Below are 18,339 nucleotides of genomic sequence, written 5' to 3' on the forward strand. Positions count from 1 at the left end.
TTATCAGGCAGAGGGAACTCCAAGAGCAGCACTTATTTTGAAAGAACAAGAGCTTTACTACAGAATTAGCATAGCACCTCATGGTTCTTTAGAAATTCCTTGCGGAAAGATTGCTTTTAAGCATCTCCCAAGAAAAGGACAGTAAGTTAAGTTCTGAAAAAGAAACTTAAATTTACTGATATGACACGAAGAAAATTAACTGCAAGATTCAAGACCAAACTGGTCCTCCGAAGGCCTATCGTATAAAAGCGTTTGTATGCTCTTTTGGAATCCTTTAAATATTGATGCCTTATGGGGTTTACGCTCCTACGTAACTGAAATAGTTAATTGTGTATATTTGTGTGTTGGGCAACAAGCTGAAAATAAACTATTGCGGTTTGTTTTAAAATTTAAGATACAGGTAACTAATAAAATAATTAGGACTATGATACTTTTTTTGATAATACTTGCTGTTATATTTTGCGTCACTGTTTATTTCTTTCGTAGGCTTATTGTAAAACAGTTCAGGGATCAGATACCAAATAAAAGACTTAGGATAATTGGTATAGGTGAAGGTGTTTTATGGATTGCTTTTGGTGCTGTTTGGTTAATACTTGTCTTTGCGCAGTGGGCAGACCTTATACCTAAAATAAATTAATAGTACGGGTAATCGGTGAAGGAATGAAAAAGTCAGACCGTGGAGGTGATAAAAGCGGAGCCTGTTGAAGCAACAGGAAATAATGCTGAATCATAAAACATGTTAAGTTTAGAGTGTACATTATTCAGGAACCTTTTAAAAGTTATCTGATGGCAAAAACAGCCATTCTTAGTCAAGAAAAAACCTTTGTAAGTATAAAAATCAATATAAAATGAAATATACCCTATTTTTTCCTTTTGTTTTTTAGTCTGATTCACACCTATGGTCAAATTACGGAAGAAGGCATTATATCCACCGGGGATGCCGGCGGAAATCATGCTTTTACAGGAACCCATTCCAATGCAACATTTGACAACTGGATGAATACCGGGTATAGCGGAACTGCTTATAATCTGCTCGGTTATTCCAATCCACACGCAGGTTTCGGTATTGTAGACGGCAACAATATTGTTTCTCCAATAATCTGGATGTATGCCCATTCGAGAAATGCTTTTATTGTAAAAACAATGAACTACCTCGGGGATATGACTTCCGGTGCCGATTTATTTACGGTAAGAGCCAATGGCAATGTGGGTATCGGGACTACAAATCCGCAATCCAAGCTTGCCGTAAAAGGCCAAATACGGGCAACGGAAGTAAAAGTACTGGCCAATATCAGCGTACCCGACTATGTGTTTGAACCGGATTATAAACTCCACCCTTTAAAAGAAGTACAGGAATATATAGAAATGTACAAACACTTACCCGAAATTCCCTCTGCAAAAGAAATAGAAAAAGAAGGTATTGATCTCGGGAATATGAATATGCGGCTCCTGAAAAAAATCGAAGAACTGACACTGTACCAGATTGAGCTGTTGGGACGGCTGGAGGAAATGGAAAGGAGGATTGGGGAATTAGAATGGAAATAACAAATCATAAGGAAAGGTCAGTATATATTTTTTCCAGTTCGGAGATATTTTTTTCCATATTTAATTTTTCATTAAATAGCGTGAATGCATTCTTTTCAAATTGCTTTCTTAATTGGTCATCGAAATATAATCTTTCAATGGATTTTACCATTCCTTTTACATCTTCAACATCAGTAAGAAAACCGTTAAATTCATGAACGATCAAATCTTTGTTACCATCACAATCTGTCACAACACAAGCCTTGGAAAGCGCAAGACTTTCTATAACGGAATAGGGCAATCCTTCATATCTTGAAGTAGAGATGTATAGTAAAGATTTCTTAATTACGGAAAGAATTTTGTCTCTTTCCATCCATTTAATCAGAGTAACATTATCAGTAAGTTCTAAATTCTCAATAAGCTGTATAATATTCTCTTTATTGGGACTATATTCCCCGACTCCCATTATTACCAAATGGATATCTGGTATTTTTCTTTTTAGTTCATGAACCACCCAAACCATCATTTCCACATTTTTCTGATATGAGGGCCTGCTAACGGTACATAAATACTTGTCAGGTAATTCGATAACATTTACATCCCTGGTATTATCTATTGGAAAAATGGAATTATCAAACCTAAGGGCTCTTTCTTCGCTATATTTTACTTCATCTATTCCTCTTCTTCTTTCCGATTCGGAAGTAGCTAAAAGAATAGAATTAAAGTTTTTAAATACTTTTTCGATAAACAAATACAGTCGTTTCAAGAAACGACTTTCTGCACTTAAAAAAGAATAGGCATGAGGCGTATGCAATACATTGACTTTGTAAAATAAAGACGCTGCCCTGGCTATGATTCCTCCTTTTGCACTATGGGCATGGATAATATGTGGTTTTTCCTTTTTAAGAATTTTAACCGTTCTAATTACCGCTACACAATCTTTAAAAACATTGATTTCCCTCTGTACCGGGATTTTATATTCCTTTAATGATTTTCCATTACGGTCAACATATTTTTTTTTCGAACCATCCTGTTGATAAACTATTACATTTTCAAATCTATCAGGGTCTATATTTTCAGTTACTAGTTTTAAATAAACATCGACCCCTCCAACAGCATGTAAAACATGAGCTATTTTAATTTTTTTGTTCAATTCTTGTATTTATTTATGATTTCGATTACTACGTCTGTGCTGTTTTCCCAGTTAAATGTATCCAATTTTTGATATGTAATCCGCTTTCCTTCCAACTTTAATCCTCTTTCTATGCCATCTGCAATAGAATTTACGTTGTTTGGATCTACATAAATCACCGACTCATCCCCTATCTCCTTAAAAACAGGGATATCAGAAATAACGCAGGGAAGTCCCTTACTCATAGCCTCAATAACAGGAATTCCAAACCCTTCATAAAGACTAGGAAAAACAAAAAGTAAGGCATTTTCATAATACGATACTAGTTCTTTATCAGTCACATTACTCAAAAATTTAATCCTACCATTATAATCGGACGAACTGTTGCCTAATTCATCCGAAAAATGGGATATTTTATTCCCAACAATGTATAATTTTAGAGACTTGTCTTTGATTACTGAAAAGGCCTTTATCAACCTCTGATAGTTTTTTCTGGGGTGATGGGACGATACAGTTAACAAATATTTTTCCTTCTGATTTATGCGATTACTATTTAAAGCTTCTTTTTTAAAAACTTCTGTAAGTCCATTATACACTACTGATACTTTCTCCGAAGATATTTTTAATTCCTTACAGATGTCTTTCTTTGAAGCATTGCTTACGGTAAAAACATGCAAACACCTTCTAGCAATTTTAGGGACCATAAAGTTGTAAATCATGGAAAAACCTCTTGAAAAGGTTTCCTTATAATATTTAAATGCCATATCATGGACGGAAATGATTTGTCTTTTATATAGTAAGGGACCAGTATATCCAAAGGAGATCAACAATGGGCTATTATTTTTCAACAAATACGAGTATAAATCAATTTGTTCCCATATATGACTTTTATTATATCCTATTTTCTTTGCTTCTAATTCCGCTGCCAGTTTATTATGAAGAATTGAAGGAGGGGTAACAAACTGTACTTTATCTCCTAATTCCTTTTTAAGGATTTTGGATATTTCAACCGCAAACCTTTGTACTCCAGTTATTGGTTGGGTCAAAAATCTGGCATTTATAACGATCATTTTTGTAAATATTTCGAATTAAATAAGAATAAAGCATTAAAAAATGAAAAGAATATTACTCCATCGGATCTAGCAAGGATGTTCTCCGTAATAGATATGAGAATAGTTGTTATTAAAAAAAAGAAATACAGGTTCTCTTTATATCCTATTGACATTCTAACCTGTAAACATAGGGAAACCAGATAAAAGATAAGACCTATTGCACCCGAAGCTACCATAAAAAATAAGAATTGGTTATGACTATTATAAGTAGTCCATGTATATATCTTGGCACCAATCTTATCTCTATAACAGGTGTTAAGTTCTTCTTGGGAGTCACCAATACCCACACCAAATAAAAAATTTTTCCTTATAACCTCAAAAGAACAATAATACACACCATTCCTGACATTAATGGAATTATATGTTTCGATATCATTGCCATCGCTTGGCAGCTCAAATTTCGTTGCTAAAATCTCATCTATCCTTATTTTTAAAGGCGGAAATATTAAATAACTGCTCAAAGCTATTGAAAAAAAAGCTATTGCAACGAAAATGTAAGTTCTTATCTTTAATGTATTAAAAAACAATAATGCAAGAAAAGAAGCTGCAAAGAAGGCAAACAAAGGCATTCTTGCTGACAATAACAATAACCAAACAAATAACAACACTCCCAATAATAGCAAAAGCGTTTTTCTTACAAACCGTATTTTAGTCCCTACAAATACTTTTTTTAAAATTACGAACAAGACAAAAGACACCCACCACCCTTGATAGGTAGTATGGGTGTCTACCAGCTTTATAACAAAGTTTCTGAACCTTCTTAATTTAATTTTAGAAACAGTTTCTTTATTGATGTGTTCTAAGCTGGAGAGATTGTTCCTTTTTATTTCGGATGCACTCAATTCGCCAAGCAAGAAATTGATGTTAAATAATGAAAATACTATTTGGTACAAAATCAGCATAATCACAGCAATACAAAACAACAAGACAATATTCTTTATCTGTTTATAATCGAACGCATCCCGGTTTAAATAAAAAACCAGGGGAAACGCGAATAGCGACAGCATTTGAACAAGTTTGTTTATTCCTTCTGATAAATTTTGAGAGTACGACAATGAAATGATCAGGCACAAAAATGGCAGAATAGTACCACATAACAATATCAACTGATGTTTCCTCTCTTTATAAGAAGGTAAGTGGCCATATTTCTTATCCCTATAAAAAAAACGCGTAACTCCAGCAATACACCATGCGATAGTACCTACACTCCGTATACCATATGGCAGAATAGGAAACAAAGCCAATAAATAAGTGAGATATAATAGTATGAGATTTAATATATCTCTTTTAAATAAAGAGTTGTTATTGATTAACACCATTCATTAAAGATTCCTGTTTATGCAAAAATAATAGAGGGAAAAGCACTAAAAAAGATATACTTTGGGTAATTGTTATAAAAAAAGAAGTACAAAAAAAACCAAATAAAATAATCCTTAGTTTTCTACGGTTTATGGATTTTTCATAAATAAATAACAATATAAGCATTATACCCAAAAGCCCTATAGAGATCAGCATTAATAACCAGTAATTATCCAGTGTAGCCAGAAATCCCATTTCATTAGCTGCCGCTCCGGCCTTCCCTATACCCCCCCCTGTCAACCAGTTGAATTTCAAATCAATATCATCCAACCAATGGTTTATTCTAATTATTATCGATTTGAATGAAAACAAATTATACCTCTGCATGGGTATTAAAAGAATTAGCAAAAAGGGAAGGGCATACGGCATCGTTAACTGAATTTTTCTTATATTCTCTTTTTTTGATAAAAAACTGATAATAAAATATATAACAAGCACTAAGTAGACACTCCGTACAATACTTAATATTGCCAAAAGCAAAGGGTATATTTTTCTTTTCCTAAATTTTTCATCTTCTTCAAAAAGAAAATATGCAAGTATGCCGAAATATCCTAACGAAGCAGCTTCTCCCACTAGGCCAGGACTTCTCCAAAAGGAATAAAAATTACTGATTTTAAACTTATACTCAGGATCAAAGGGCCATACAAACCTTCCGGTTAATAATTCCATGTACTTTTCTGGTCCCAAAATATATGTCAGCCCAATAAAGAGTATATTCAACAGGACGAATATGTATATCCACTTTAAAATCTTCCTCCACAAAAAAACTGGAATCGGGGCCTGTTTATATACAAGAATCAAGATAAACACAAGAAATACCTCTCTAAAGGTAATTAAAAACCCGGAGATACTATCTGCATTGACTATTAGTAGTATCAGGGATATAAATAAATATGCAAAAAATAAGATATCAACCTCAGAAATGGTAAGTTTTTGCCTTTTCAAAATATTCGCCAAAAAATATGTCATGACTATTAGAACCCCTAAGAAATGAACCACAGACTTCAATTGCCATATTCCAAAAAGTTTAAAGAAATTAAAAGTAATTATCCCCTGTGTAGAAATAACCTGTATTAAAACACCGAAAAACAATAGATTATGTAACTTAAGTTTCATCGGCATTTGCTGTTATTTGATTGAAAACTTCCTTGTATTGCTCTACAAGGGTTTTTATAGAAAATTTGTTTCTATGATCCTCTGTAAACTTAAAGTCATTCAAAATACTGGGATCCAATAGGATTTTATCTAATAATAAGGTTAAATTCTCAACATCAGGTGCAAACAGAAAAGAACGATTTTCTTCCTCAAACAGCTCGGGAATTCCTCCTTTTTTACTTCCCAAAACTACAACTCTATTCATCAATCCCTCAACTACAACTCTTCCGAAGGGCTCTTCCCAAATAGACGGAACAACAAGTACATCTATTTTTTTATAAAAATCATTCGCTTCTGTATACCCTAAAAAGGTCAATTGATCTGAAAATAAATATTTAGCCAGTTCATTTCTATAGTTCTCATCAACCCTTCCTGCAATAAATAATCTCCAGTTATCTTTATCTTTAAGTCTCGAAAAACTTTCGAGCAACAACTCAATTCCTTTGGATTTATTTATTTGCCCTATAAATCCAAAATTAATTTTATTCTTCTTTTCAAATTTCACTTCCCGCTTTTGCTGATGATAATTTACAAAACCATTGTTAATAATTCTTTTTTCAGCATTTTTAAAATATCCTCTTTTAATATGGTCCTGCAATATGTAATTACTTATCCCTATTAGGCCATCTACTTTCCTGGATTCTTTTTTCTTGCGCCAAGAAAGGATTTTGCATTCCAAACATTGATTAACACAGGAAACATTGATCCTAAATTTATTAGTTTTAGGACATTGTAAATAATAATCTCTTAAAGTATGAATGACTTTCAGGTTGTTTGCTTTGACCAACTCCCATATATTAATCGAAAATCCAGCCAAATTATTTGTGTTGATCACATCAGGATTAAATTCTTCAAATATCTTTTGTAGTTCGTTTTTATATCTTTTATTATTAATATCATTTACATGCCAAAAGAATTTTTGGATACCCGAATGGTCTTTCCCGGAAAATGGCCAAAAAAGATTTTTCATTTTCAGGCGCCATACTTTAACCCCATTTAATACATAAGATTCTTTTTCTGTTCCAAGTGTTACAACCCCAACGAGAATATGATTATCTGCCAGGTTTTCTGCCAAAGCTTGTACCGATCTCTCGGCACCTCCTACTTTATATGGATGATACAGGGTATTTATTATTAATATTCTCATTAAAGCTCTTCAATTACTTCGATGCGATCATTTAAAGCGATCTCACCATAAACCTTTTCAATTTCTTTATTTCTATATTTCAATATTTTTTGAGGGATCTTAAAAGCCAGTATTTCCATTTCGTCCTTTTTAAAAATCATAGAAATCGTTTGGCTTACAGATGAAAAAAACAGTCCTAGCTTTGCCGGTCTCTTATTAAAAAGAAAATACAGTTCCAATGGCAAATCATTCCTAACTACTTCCCACTGCAATTTATCCCTGACCATATCCAAAATTTCATCAGATTCATTCCTATGAGCATAATAAGTTACGGCAATACCTCTGTCTTTCTCTTCGAAATAATTTTTCGTTTTTATCAGCATGTCCAAGTAATCCTCAGAAGAAATAATCTTTAAATCTACCATACTTTGCCCTACGAAAGCTACGACTTTACTATCTACATCACTTTTTTTACCAATCCTTCGTGTTAGGGAAAATTTATTAGGGAATAACTTAAGATGGGAGTTAAGTTTGGGGAATTGATCATAATAAAACGTAAAATACAGATATTGAGATTGGATAGGAAAAGGCTTAATTCCTATAAAAAGATACAACAACTTATTTTTTATTTTATTCTCATAACGATGAAACCCTTTCTTATTGATAAAATTTATATCATAAATACTCCCTGTTCCATCATCAACATAAATTTTATCTGCTTTTGAGAATAAACTGGCAATACTACAATGATATATAGAACTTATGTGTCCGATGAATAGATATTCTATTTTTCTTTTGTAAAATGACGAAGTCTTTATTTGCTTTTTTAATTTCAAAAAAGTCTTTATTTGCTCTATTTTTCCTTTTATATCTAAAGCATCCAAAACCCAGTGTACGTCTCCTTTAAAATTCAAACAGGTCAAAACCTCTTCTATTTGTTTTTTATTAAGATCATTTCCTTCTGTGAAAAGAATCAGGCATAAGTTTTCCGTTTTCCAGTAATCGCTTGCCTCAAAAATATTGATAACCTGCAAAGGTGAAGCTGCAATACCTAATCCAAATATTTTATTTGTCATTCTTTCAGTTTATTTTCCAAGGCATTGGATATACCTTATTACTGTAATACCACACCCATAAAAATATTACAAGTGCAGAGAAAGCATATACATAAGCGGCACCTGAACTACCAAATATTTTTAAAGAGGGGAAAAGTAATACTAAATGTAACAAAGAACTCAGAAAAGTTATCTTGGCCAGGACGGCTGTTTTTTTAACATAGAAAATATAACCTACAACCATATAATAACATCCGTGAAAAGCATTTCCCAATAAAATCCAAAATACGTATCTAAGAGAATCCTGATAATTTTCAGGTAGTAACCAAGGTACTATCCACAAAATCACAATATATAAAAATACACATATGCACAATATGCTTCCAAAATAAAAATATGTTGTTTTTACTAATTCCTTTTTAAGTATCAATGGATCAGAATCCCTATCAATAATTGATAGGGTTTTATACAAATAAGGCGTATAGGCTTTGTTAAAGGCTGTAGTCAATACCATTAAAACCAAGGCAAATTGATATCCTGTAGCATAAAGCCCTACTACCGAAGTTCCAATCATCGCTGTAATAACATAACGGTCCAGACCTGTACGGATCCATTGGCTTAATTGATGGGGAATTAAGGGAATTCCAAATCTTAGAGCATCTTTCAGGTCTGTCTTTCGGCATTCCAGACTGATTTTTTTACGGAAAAAGAAAAAGAAAAAACTCAAAATACCAAAAAGGGACACAGCTGCAAATACCCCCAAAATTCGTCCAGAGAACCCCATTTTTAGGGAAACCACAAACCATAGGGATAGCCCTACATTAAGTAATACCTGCAACACATCATATACTATATAAGAAACAGCCTTTTCCTCCAATCGCCATAAATCCAGGTTCAAAGTGGTTAAAAAAGTGGCATACGAATGAAATACGGCCAATAATATCCACATTGGAGGAAGTTCAATCAGGCTTACGATATAATCTTTAAACAAAAAGACGAAAACAAATACTACAAAAGATGAAAAACTCAAAATAGTAATAAGTGCAAAGAGATACTTTTTTCGGTCTTCAACAGTTTGATTGTAATAATTAGCAGATTGTGCCCCATGAACGGACAACCCTGTAAAAACCGAAAGAATAGCAACTAATACCGTATAATTATTTACTATGCCATATTCAGAAGTTGATAAATAACGTGCGATAATCGGCAGGATCAAGAATGGGATGGCTTTATTTAATACTTCACCTAGAACATAAATAAACCCGATTTTGGATAAATCATTGGATAAAATAGTTCTGTAAACTTGCTTACTCTTATGAAAAAAACTATTCATAAATTTCCCAGACAACGTCTTATCGCTTTTTAATCATTGATTGAAATATTGGTCTTCTCTGTTGGACAAAAGATTATCAATATCCTTAAAACTGTTGATATTCAAAATGTCTTCTACAAATTCCCTGAATACACCTTCCCCCCCTTTTTTGAAATAAACCTTATCCACTATCTCCTGAATATATTTAGGGGCACTGGAGGGGCACGAAGAAAAGCCAACCTTTTTCAATACCTGTATATCATTAATATCATCACCTATATAAGCCACCTCGTCCAGTGATATTTTTAAATCAGAACATAAATCCTTTAAATGATCCAATTTATTTTTCACTCCCATAAATAAAAAATCAACATTCAATTTTTTAGCCCTTCTATCAACAATTTTAGTATCTTCTCCCGTTAAAATAGCCACTGGAATCCCTGCTTTCTTTGCAAATAATACCCCTGCACTGTCATATGTATTAAATTTCTTTAATTCATTACCCGACTGATCATAATACATCCCTGCATCTGTCCAGACTCCATCAATATCAGTCGCTATTAATTTAGGTATTTTATTAAATTTCATTAGTTCACTTGTGTAAAAACGATCAAATAATAAAATCCGGGTATATGATCTCATTTTTATGCATGTCCCTGACCAGTTTTCGACCTATAAGATTCCCTTTTTCCTTCCATTTAACACCATCGCCCGGGGATAACAAATGAATATCATCTTTTGTAATTAACTCTCCCGCTTTCATATCTCTGATCGTAGCTATGGAGCGCTCCAATTTAACACGGGAATTCTGTACGTCTTCCACTCGAAATATTTTTTTCTCTCCTAAGGACTCATCTATTAACCTAATATCTCTTACCATTCGATAAACACCCTCAGGCCCCAATGACCCGGCCTGATCCGTTCCTTTCATTCTTCTATCTATAGTAATGTGTTTTTCTATAATTCTGGATCCTAATGCAACAGCGGCAACCGGAACTGAAATACCTATGGTATGGTCAGAATATCCAATCATATATTCACTATAATTTTCCAAAAGAAAAGTAATAGTACGTAAATTTACATTCGTTGGTTTAGTAGGATATTCAGAAACACAATGTAGAATGGAAATATCATTATGGTATCTGTTTATTGTTTTTAAGGCTTCATCCAGATCGGATTGATCCGCCATCCCAGTGGATACTATTATCGGAATCTTAGTCTCTGCCATCGCTTCTAATAAAGGAAGGTTCGTAAGGTCCCTGCTGGCAACTTTTAAATAGTCAGGAGTAAACAATTTTAAAATAGACAGACAAGATGGGGCACACAATGTTTCAACAAAATCTAATCCGTGTTGTTTAGCATGCTTATAAACCTCATGATGTTCTTCATTACTTAATTCCAATTTTTCGCGATGTTCTCCATAAGTTCTACCGAATGAATGAGGAGATTTATATGGTCTATTCATTTGTGATTCGCTCAATTCATACCGGAGGTCCCTTTTAGTCAATTTTACAGCATTCATCCCCTTATATTCTGTGCCAAAGGTTTCGTCTTTAACATTTCTGTTTATCAAATCAACTAAAAGTTTAGCTATATCGACAGATCCATTGTGGTTTTGTCCTATTTCTCCAATAATATAAGTATTCATTTTGTATGTGTGTTTATTTGATTGATCATTTTCGCTTGTAAATCCTTATTAGAATCAACTATTGAAATTATAGATTGAATATCATTGAAATCATTACTCCCCAATTTATTAAAAATTTGAATCAGGTTATTATAATCATTTTTATCGTCTAAAGTTAAGCGTATATCATTTCTGTTAAAACTTAAATTATTAATTTCTAACCATTTAACATTAAAAATATTTTCGTTTTGATAAATGTACTGTGTTACATGCTCCATATGAGCAGGGGTTGTTATCTTTTGAAATGCAATTTTCAGAGAATCCAATGTAACATATTCCGCAAACAAACCCCAATGTGTCAATATTGACGGAATTTTTCCTATTCGATAAGATACATAATCTACCTGAGAATCTGCTTCATTTATAAGTTCAAGTATTAAATCTGTATTAATAAATGGATTATCAGCACAAATTCTTACTATATGCTTAATATTATATTTTTCGGCAGCCAAAATAAACCGTAATAATACATTCTCTTCATCTCCTCTATATATCAATTTTGTATAATTCTTAGCAATTTCCACTAACGGATCGTCCTTAGGAGTATCAGTTGTAGCCAAAATAATTTTAGGTCCTTTTACCTCCTCTATCAATCTTTTCAAAATAAATTCTATCAAAGGTATATTCCTAAAATAACAATTTGTCATTTTTCGGGGTAGTCTCGAAGAACCACTTCTGGCCTGCACAATAATCCCCAAAGATGTTTTTAGTAAATCCATTAAACCTTTCTTCGTTTTTATTTCTATATCTTTAAATAGAGATACTTCACTTCTAAAATCGTTGCTTAAACTTTGAACAAACCTCTTTTATCAAAAACCAAAATTTCTCATAAAGAATACACTATCCGCGCAAAAGTACGATAATCCCGTAAAGTACAAAGGAGAATCCTTCAGCTTGTCCCGCCCGGCCCTGCTCCGTACATTTTTGTACATTTGAAACAGATACAAAATACCATCCCACATGAATATACACCATATAGGGGCACAGAATTCCATACTGAAACATTTCATCGCCGAATCCCGGGACCGCAACACCCAGGCCGACCGTATGCGTTTCCGTAAAAACATGGAGCGCATCGGGGAGATCCTGGGGTACGAACTTAGTAAAAATCTGTCTTACCGGGATAAAACCGTCGTCACTCCCCTGGGGGAAAAACATATCCCCCTTATTACAAACGAAATTATTATCTGTTCTATACTCCGTGCAGGACTCCCTTTTCACAACGGACTCCTCAATTACTTCGACCATGCCGAGAATGCCTTTATATCGGCCTACCGGCATCATACGGGAAATGGTGATGATTTTGAGATCGTGGTCGAATACCTTTCCTCCCCTTCCCTCGAAGGCAAGACGTTGTTGCTGGCCGATCCGATGCTGGCTACCGGGCAATCGTTTATTTCAGTCTATGAAAGCCTGAAAAAGCTGGGAACTCCGGCGGAAATCCACCTTCTTGCCGTTATCGGTGCCCAACCGGGAATTGCACAGGCAGAACAGCATTTTCCTTCAGAGGCACATCTGTGGATCGCGGCCATTGACGATGAACTTAACGAGAAAGGCTATATCGTCCCTGGACTGGGGGATGCGGGAGACCTGGCCTACGGCACCAAGTTACAGCATTAACGTTACTTATGAAACAAATAACAGCAATACAGGGAGGATCAGAAACAACCACAGTACGGATTCTTTCCACCATCTCTTCGAAATGAGTTGCAGATAGTTGGTGATGAGTACCGAAGCCGGGAAAAAGGCAAAAACCACCTCATCGCTTTCCCTGTTGTTCGAAACAGCTGCTATCCCCGCACCTGCAAACAGGGCAATGACCACGAGGAGCAAAGCGGATTGTACCACCGAGGGCTTTGCCTTGTAATTGGCCATAAAAGCCACCAGGGAGATCAAACTGAAAAATGCAATTAGTACCATGGGAAGAATAAACCCTATCGTTTTGGTTTTTATGCTGTAAAAATTCACGGAAAACCGAAAAATTTCCACAAACCAGTCCATTCCGGTAAACCAGATGGCATAAGTAAACAACAGGATGGCCACGGTGAACATCGCTACAAAAGGAACCAGCCAGTTCCTGTAATCGCCCAGGCGATAAACAATTATTGAGGCGAACACCACTATGAGAAACAACAGGGCCCATTCGTAAAACAGGGAAGCCACGCATATCCACAAAGAAGCATCGAATATTTTCTGCCTTATCTGTATAAGCGACCGTATGCTGATCACCCGGCGCAAAGCCAGTAATACAAAAAAGTTGGCCATTACAATTTCTGTGCTTCTGAATATCTGGGGAAAAAGGCATAAAAACAGTACATACAACAGCACTGCATATGAATTGCCCTCGCAAAGTGCATTTTTACGAATAATAAAATTGACAATAAAAACACTGAAAAGTATCACGAAAAAAAACACGGAACAGGAGAAAAATACGGGAACATTCCACACCGTATCATAGAGATAAAATTGTGTTATCCAATAAAAAAAACCCATATACAGGGAGATCAATAAAAAATTTATGGGTTTTGCACGGTTAAAAAAACTGGAAATCATCTCGTGTTTTTATATTTTACAATGTAAAAAATGTAAATTTGCAGCGTAAATATAGTATAACTTTTATCTTTTAGCGATGAAACCGATATGACTGAAATAATCATCGCTTTAGTGTCTAACGATTATTTTAGTCATCAAAGGTTACATGTGACCGTTGAAAAAATAATAAAAATAAACACATGAAAGATTTTTTTGAAGGCATTCAGTACCTGTTTGAAGATATTCTCTTTGCACCTCTCAACTGGCTGCGTGAGGTAGAGTTGGAGAACTGGTGGGCGGCAAACACCCTGAACTGGTTGTTTATTATTATATGTATGGTAGCTATCGTATACTGGATACTTCAACTCAAAAAATTCAACGATGCCGGGGAAGAGGACAAAAGCATTTCTGCGCACTCTTTCTTAAAATAAGACAGGTAATCCAAAGCATTGATTATAATCGAAGAAGATACCTGAAAAGTGATTCTTCTTTATAGCTATTACTTCGGGCGCAGTCGAGAGGCTTTATTTTCAGTCCGGCTCTTTCTCGATTGCGCCCGAAATGACAGTTTTAACTTATTTTCCGGACACCTTTCTGTTTCTTACAGGTCAAACCCGATATCTTTCCGGTAATACATCTTGTCAAAATGCAGTTTCTCCATATTTTGATAGGACTTTTGCAGTGCGGCCTTAAAATCCTTTCCATAAGAAGTAACGGCAATAACCCGGCCTCCGCTGGTCACTGTTTTGCCGTCTTTCAGGGCAGTGCCCGCATGAAAGACCAGGGAATCCTCAATAGTTGCTGTCTCCGTAATTTCCTTGCCTTTTTCATAAGCTTCGGGATACCCTCCTGAAACCGCCATTATTGTAGCAGCCGCTCTTTCGTCGACTTCAAGGTTGATCTTGTCCAGTGTTCCGGTTTGCACAGCCTCAAAAATGTCCGCCAGATCGGTTTTTACCCTGGGCAGTACCACTTCCGTTTCCGGGTCGCCCATACGTACGTTGTATTCAATCACATAAGGGTCTTCTCCTACTTTTATCAACCCTATGAAGATAAATCCCCTGTAAGGCAGTTCGTCTTTCTGTAACCCGGAAATCGTAGGTTTTACAATGCGTTCTTCTATTTTATTTACAAAGCTTTCACCGGCAAAGGGCACGGGGGAAACGGCTCCCATACCACCGGTGTTCAGCCCGGTATCGCCCTCTCCTATTCTTTTGTAGTCTTTTGCCATGGGCAACGTCAGGTAGTGCTTTCCGTCCGTAACCACAAAACAGCTCAGCTCAATGCCACTCAAAAATTCCTCGATAACGACTTTGGCACTGGCATCACCGAACTTGGCCTCCACCAGCATGTTTTTAAGCTCTGCTTTCGCTTCCTCCAGGTCATTCAATATCAATACTCCTTTCCCGGCCGCCAGCCCGTCGGCTTTAAGTACATATGGCGGTTCGAGTTGTTCCAGGAAGGCAAATCCGTCTTCCAGTTGCTCCCTGGTAAAACTTTGATAGGCCGCAGTAGGAATGCCGTGACGGTTCATAAATTCCTTGGCAAACTCTTTACTCCCCTCCAGTTGTGCCGCCAGCTTTTGCGGACCGATCACAGCTACATTCTGCAATTCGGGATCGTTCAGAAAATAATCGTGTATCCCTTTTACCAAGGGATCTTCGGGGCCTACAACCACCATATCTATATTTTCTTTTAGTACCAGCGCTTTGATCCCGTCAAAATCGGTAACCGCTATGTCCACATTGGTAACTGCTTCACCCGAAGCCAGTTTTGTTCCGGCCGTACCTGCATTGCCCGGGGCTACAAATAACCGTTTAACCTTATTGCTCTGTGCTGTTTTCCAGGTAAAGGTGTGCTCTCTTCCGCCACCGCCCAGTATTAATATGTTCATTTGTATGAGGTTTTATTGTTGGACCGAATATCTCCCCCCTTTGGGGGGATTAAGGGAGATTGAAATACCGATCCCCCCTCTGCCTTCGGCATCTCCCCTTTTGGGGGAGAACATTATCTTTTTAACTTTTATAATAATCCGGAATCAGGAAACGGTTTCCCCGTTTTCAACGGCATCATCCGGGTTGAGGAATACCAGTTTTCCCCCGGAGTCCTGTGTCATCAATATCATCCCTTCACTTTCCACTCCCCTCAGTTTTCTCGGGGCCAGGTTAACCAGTACGGTTACTTTTTTCCCTACAATTTCCTCGGGTTTAAAGCTCTGGGCAATCCCGGACACTATAGTCCTTACATCCAGTCCCGTATCTACCTTTAAAACCAAAAGTTTATCGGCTTTTTTCATTTTCTCCGCCTCAATGATAGTGCCTACACGCATATCCAGTTTGGCAAAATCCTCATAGGAGATGGTTTCCTTCCGGGCGGGCAATTCCTTATTGTTTTCCTTGTTCTCCTGCCTGGTCTGTTCCAGTCGCTCCAGTTGTTTTTTAATTTCCTGGTCCTCGATCTTGGTAAACAGCAATTCTGCCTTGTTTACACGGTGTCCTTCGGGAAGCAGGTCGTCTCCGTCGGTAACGGCATCCCAGGGCGCATTTTCACCTGAACCGGAACGCCCGAGCATCTGCTGTAACTTTTTAGCGGTAAAAGGCAGGAAAGGTTCGCTTAACACACTCAACACCCCGGCCACCTGAAGTGCCACATACATAATGGTCTGCACCCGCTCTGCATCTTCCTTCACTATTTTCCAGGGTTCTTCCTCTGCCAGGTATTTGTTGCCCAGCCGTGCTACATTGAGCAACTGTCCCAGGGCCTCACGGAAGCGGTAGCGCTCTATGGCAGACGCTATGATATCAGGATATTTCTTTAACCCGGCCAGGGTGGCCCGGTCCTTTTCCGTAAACGTGCCCGGTTGCGGAACAATCCCGTCGTAATATTTGTTGGTAAGCACAATCACCCGGTTGACAAAATTTCCGAAGATGGCTACCAGTTCATTGTTGTTCCTGGCCTGGAAATCTTTCCAGGTAAAATCGTTGTCCTTGGTTTCCGGAGCATTGGCCGTTAACGTATAGCGGAGCACATCCTGTTTTCCGGGAAAATCCTCCAGGTATTCGTGCAGCCATACGGCCCAGTTCTTCGAGGTTGACAGTTTATTGCCTTCCAGGTTCAGAAATTCGTTGGCCGGAACATTGTCCGGTAATATATAACTGCCTTCCGCCTCTAACATGGCAGGAAAGATAACGCAGTGAAATACGATGTTGTCTTTTCCTATAAAGTGTACCAACTTCGTATCTTTATCTTTCCAGTAGGGCTCCCAGTCTATACCTTCCCGTTCCGCCCATTCCTTGGTAGATGAAATGTAGCCAATGGGCGCATCGAACCATACGTAAAGCACTTTCCCTTCCGCCCCTTCCACGGGAACGGGAATCCCCCAGTCGAGGTCGCGCGTCACGGCACGGGGTTTCAGTCCTTCGTCCAGCCACGATTTTACCTGTCCGTAGACATTGGGTTTCCAGTCGTTTTTATGTCCTTCCAGAATCCATTCCCTCAAAAAAGTATCGTATTGGTCCAAAGGAAGGAACCAGTGTCGTGTTTGTTTCATCACCGGTTTTGTTCCGGTTATGGTCGATTTCGGATTGATAAGGTCTGTGGCGTTCAGGGAAGACCCACAGTTTTCACACTGGTCGCCATAAGCTTCTTCATGGCCGCATTTCGGACAGGTACCGATAACAAAACGGTCGGCCAGGAACTGTCCGGCCTCTTCGTCATATAATTGCTCGGTAACTTCTTCTATGAATTTCCCGTCGTCATACAATTTCCGGAAAAATTCGGAAGCCGTTTTATGATGGATCGCTGCCGAAGTCCGGGAATAATTGTCAAATGAGATTCCGAAATCCGCAAAGGACTTTTTGATCATCGCATGATACCTGTCAATGATCTCCCCGGGCGTAACCCCTTCTTTCCTGGCCCGCATGGAAATCGCCACCCCGTGTTCGTCGCTTCCGCAGATAAAAGCGACATCTTTTCCCCGTAACCTCAGGTAACGGGCATAAATATCGGCAGGAACATAAACCCCGGCCAGGTGGCCTATATGTATGGGCCCGTTGGTATACGGCAATGCAGACGTAATCGTATAACGTTTTGGGTTTTGTGGCATAGTTTCTTTTTTTCTCATTCGGTTTAATCGCTGAAAAAGACATCAGGACCGGCACAAACCCGTTTTTCCGGACAAATCTTGTGAGGCCCTGCCTTTCAACATCCGGAACGCGGCCGGATCAGTGTGCAAAAATAAGCATTAGGATGGATTAGACCGTAAAAATCGGGAAATCGTCAGGGTGAAATCATTTAAACCTTCATTTTTGTCCGGAATAACTTCGGAAAAGATTATAAAACGATT

At 37.1% G+C, this 18,339-nt stretch carries 17 protein-coding genes; 4 read left to right on the top strand and 13 right to left on the bottom strand.

Going from position 1 to position 18,339, the window contains the following annotated elements; translation table 11 throughout:
• The first annotated feature begins 256 nt into the window (after positions 1 to 256).
• Both LS482_RS08900 and LS482_RS08905 read left to right on the top strand, forming a co-directional pair.
• On the top strand, positions 257 to 637 hold the full coding sequence (locus tag LS482_RS08900) for a hypothetical protein (RefSeq protein WP_233031430.1): 381 nt from the start codon (positions 257 to 259) through the stop codon (positions 635 to 637).
• Positions 638 to 873: 236 nt separating this feature from the next.
• Entirely contained in the window at positions 874 to 1,545 is a 672-nt protein-coding gene (locus tag LS482_RS08905) for a hypothetical protein (RefSeq protein ID WP_233031431.1), read from the top strand.
• 4 nt (positions 1,546 to 1,549) lie between these two features.
• On the opposite strand, the gene LS482_RS08910 is transcribed toward LS482_RS08905, so the two are convergent.
• The 10 genes from LS482_RS08910 to LS482_RS08955 form a co-directional block, all read right to left on the bottom strand.
• Positions 1,550 to 2,677 carry a glycosyltransferase gene (locus tag LS482_RS08910; RefSeq protein WP_233031432.1) on the bottom strand — a complete coding sequence of 376 codons (1,128 nt, stop codon included), beginning with the start codon at positions 2,675 to 2,677 and terminating at the stop codon, positions 1,550 to 1,552.
• On the bottom strand, positions 2,674 to 3,726 hold the full coding sequence (locus tag LS482_RS08915) for a glycosyltransferase family 4 protein (RefSeq protein ID WP_233031433.1): 1,053 nt from the start codon (positions 3,724 to 3,726) through the stop codon (positions 2,674 to 2,676). Before LS482_RS08915 ends, LS482_RS08910 begins: the two co-directional genes overlap by 4 nt.
• Entirely contained in the window at positions 3,723 to 4,622 is a 900-nt protein-coding gene (locus tag LS482_RS08920; RefSeq protein WP_233031434.1) for an O-antigen ligase family protein, read from the bottom strand. The genes LS482_RS08915 and LS482_RS08920 overlap by 4 nt, the downstream gene beginning before the upstream one ends.
• Positions 4,623 to 5,070: 448 nt before the next feature.
• A complete protein-coding gene (locus LS482_RS08925; RefSeq protein WP_233031435.1) occupies positions 5,071 to 6,243 on the bottom strand; it encodes a hypothetical protein in 1,173 nt (390 codons plus the stop codon).
• Entirely contained in the window at positions 6,233 to 7,429 is a 1,197-nt protein-coding gene (locus LS482_RS08930) for a glycosyltransferase family 4 protein (RefSeq protein ID WP_233031436.1), read from the bottom strand. The genes LS482_RS08925 and LS482_RS08930 overlap by 11 nt, the downstream gene beginning before the upstream one ends.
• Positions 7,429 to 8,484, bottom strand: coding sequence for a polysialyltransferase family glycosyltransferase (locus tag LS482_RS08935; protein ID WP_233031437.1), 1,056 nt, complete (start codon positions 8,482 to 8,484; stop codon positions 7,429 to 7,431). Before LS482_RS08935 ends, LS482_RS08930 begins: the two co-directional genes overlap by 1 nt.
• Before the next feature lie 4 nt (positions 8,485 to 8,488).
• On the bottom strand, positions 8,489 to 9,796 hold the full coding sequence (locus LS482_RS08940) for a lipopolysaccharide biosynthesis protein (RefSeq protein ID WP_233031438.1): 1,308 nt from the start codon (positions 9,794 to 9,796) through the stop codon (positions 8,489 to 8,491).
• 33 nt (positions 9,797 to 9,829) lie between these two features.
• Positions 9,830 to 10,363: a 3-deoxy-D-glycero-D-galacto-nonulopyranosonate 9-phosphatase gene (locus tag LS482_RS08945; protein ID WP_233031439.1), complete on the bottom strand. Its 534-nt coding sequence runs from the start codon at positions 10,361 to 10,363 to the stop codon at positions 9,830 to 9,832.
• Positions 10,364 to 10,385: 22 nt separating this feature from the next.
• Positions 10,386 to 11,423 (bottom strand): N-acetylneuraminate synthase family protein, encoded by a 1,038-nt coding sequence (locus LS482_RS08950; RefSeq protein WP_233031440.1) that lies wholly within the window; start codon positions 11,421 to 11,423, stop codon positions 10,386 to 10,388.
• Entirely contained in the window at positions 11,420 to 12,181 is a 762-nt protein-coding gene (locus tag LS482_RS08955) for a cytidylyltransferase domain-containing protein (RefSeq protein WP_233031441.1), read from the bottom strand. The genes LS482_RS08950 and LS482_RS08955 overlap by 4 nt, the downstream gene beginning before the upstream one ends.
• A gap of 241 nt (positions 12,182 to 12,422) precedes the next feature.
• Here LS482_RS08955 and upp point away from each other — a divergent pair, with 241 nt between their 5' ends.
• A complete protein-coding gene (upp, locus tag LS482_RS08960; RefSeq protein ID WP_233031442.1) occupies positions 12,423 to 13,082 on the top strand; it encodes a uracil phosphoribosyltransferase in 660 nt (219 codons plus the stop codon).
• 6 nt (positions 13,083 to 13,088) lie between these two features.
• On the opposite strand, the gene LS482_RS08965 is transcribed toward upp, so the two are convergent.
• A complete protein-coding gene (locus LS482_RS08965; protein WP_302849400.1) occupies positions 13,089 to 14,015 on the bottom strand; it encodes a DUF6427 family protein in 927 nt (308 codons plus the stop codon).
• A gap of 179 nt (positions 14,016 to 14,194) precedes the next feature.
• Between LS482_RS08965 and LS482_RS08970 the strand changes: the two genes are divergently transcribed.
• Positions 14,195 to 14,425: a DUF6341 family protein gene (locus tag LS482_RS08970; protein ID WP_233031444.1), complete on the top strand. Its 231-nt coding sequence runs from the start codon at positions 14,195 to 14,197 to the stop codon at positions 14,423 to 14,425.
• Positions 14,426 to 14,595: 170 nt separating this feature from the next.
• Here LS482_RS08970 and purD read toward each other — a convergent pair whose 3' ends face one another.
• Positions 14,596 to 15,888 carry a phosphoribosylamine--glycine ligase gene (purD, locus tag LS482_RS08975; RefSeq protein WP_233031445.1) on the bottom strand — a complete coding sequence of 431 codons (1,293 nt, stop codon included), beginning with the start codon at positions 15,886 to 15,888 and terminating at the stop codon, positions 14,596 to 14,598.
• Between the two features lie 144 nt (positions 15,889 to 16,032).
• Positions 16,033 to 18,099: a methionine--tRNA ligase gene (gene metG / locus LS482_RS08980; RefSeq protein ID WP_233031811.1), complete on the bottom strand. Its 2,067-nt coding sequence runs from the start codon at positions 18,097 to 18,099 to the stop codon at positions 16,033 to 16,035.
• Positions 18,100 to 18,339: the final 240 nt, after the last annotated feature.

The sequence above is a fragment of the Sinomicrobium kalidii genome (assembly GCF_021183825.1).
GTDB lineage: Bacteria > Bacteroidota > Bacteroidia > Flavobacteriales > Flavobacteriaceae > Sinomicrobium > Sinomicrobium kalidii.